Origin of the sequence: Pseudonocardia pini (assembly GCF_013870575.1) — a bacterium.
GTDB lineage: Bacteria > Actinomycetota > Actinomycetes > Mycobacteriales > Pseudonocardiaceae > Pseudonocardia > Pseudonocardia pini.
Genome location: NZ_JACBXB010001035.1, coordinates 1 through 1,540, shown reverse-complemented (window position 1 = coordinate 1,540; position 1,540 = coordinate 1). Strand labels below are relative to the sequence as shown.

Annotated in this window: 1 protein-coding gene; it reads right to left on the bottom strand. The window is 72.5% G+C overall.

The annotated features are described in order from the left end of the window. Positions 1-120: 120 nt before the first annotated feature. Positions 121-1,161, bottom strand: coding sequence for a hypothetical protein (locus H5J29_RS32225; protein WP_181784689.1), 1,041 nt, complete (start codon positions 1,159-1,161; stop codon positions 121-123). Positions 1,162-1,540: the final 379 nt, after the last annotated feature.

Below are 1,540 nucleotides of genomic sequence, written 5' to 3'. Positions count from 1 at the left end.
CCCGCGGCCGGACGCTCCACCGTCTCCGGAGCGTCGGCAGCGGGCTCGCCGAGGTCGAACAGGCCGTCAGTCATCGGTGTCCAGGGTGCCACCCGGCACCGACGACCTGGGCGGGCAGGTTCAGCTCTGCAGCTCCTGCACCAGGGTGGGCGTGCCGGTCTGCGGGTTCTCACGGTTCCGCAGCGTGGCGTAGGTGACGACCGCGACGCCCGCCGAGGCGAGGGTCACGGGCAGGGTGAGGATGTTCGTGACGATCGAGTAGAGCGTGGTGCCCGGGTTCGCGAACGTGCCGACGATCAGCTGGATGATCCAGCTGTAGACGCCGGCGGCGATGAACGCGGTGATCAGCTTGCCGGTGGTCGGCCAGAACTCCCGGTTGACCAGCTCGAAGGTCCGGCCGATGCCCTGCCGCTCGAACATGATCACACCGGTCAGCGACGCGGCGAACACGATCAGCAGGTAGAGCCCGGGGACGACGAGCAGGAGGAACCCGATGAAGGTCAGGAGCCCGGCGAGCAGGCCCCAGCCCAGCAGCGGCAGCGCGCGGCCCGCGGCGAAGGAGAGTGCCTCGCCCGCCCCGACCGGCTGTTCGGCGGCCTGCCGGGTCACCACGTAGACCGAGGCGCCCTGCGCCAGCAGCGCCACGGCCACGACGATGATCACCGACAGGCCCGCGCCGACCGCGGTCAGCACGACCCCGCCGCCCGCGGCGACGATGACCCCGATGATCGCGCCGATGATCAGCGCGGGCAGCGCGGTGGCCAGCTGGATGATCAGCAGCGGCTGCCAGCTGCGGCCCAGCACCGCGATGACCTTCGTCCACCAGTCACCGAAGTCCGCGGCGACCAGCGGGTCCGGCAGCGGTGCACCGCCGCCGGGTGCCGGGTAGGCGCCCTGCGGGCCGTACCCGCCCTGCTGCGGGTGGTTCCCCGGGGGCGGGTAGCCGCCCTGCTGCGGGTATCCGCCCTGCTGGGGATAGCCGCCCTGCTGCGGGTAGCCCCCCTGCTGCGGATAACCACCCTGCTGCGGGTAGCCACCCGGCGGCGGGTATCCGCCCTGTTGGGGGTACCCGCCCTGCTGCGGGTAGCCCCCGGGCGGGGGGTACTGGCCGGGCTGCTGCGGGTGACCCTGCTGACCGTCGTCACCGGGCGGGTACGTCATGACCGGCAACCTAGAGGGTCGGCCCAGGTCAAGTCATCTTTCTTCACGCGGTCGTGATCGGTTCGCAACCTCTGTCCGATCTCACCATCTGGAATTCACTTTCCGCATGGCAGGACGATTGGGCACCATGGAGCCGTCCGGCCCACCCGGCCGACACCCGTACGCCGCGGACGATCCCCGCGGGACCCCGCCCGAGCGCCGCGTCGACCCCGCCGCCGCCCTCCGGGCCCTCCCGTCCCCGCGAGGAACCGCCATGTCGCTCACCCTGTCCACCCGGCTCGCCGCCGTCCGCGGCTCGGCCATCCGTGACCTGCTGACCCTCACCGCCCGCGACGACGTCGTGAGCCTGGCGGGCGGGCTGCCCGCCGCCGACGCGCTG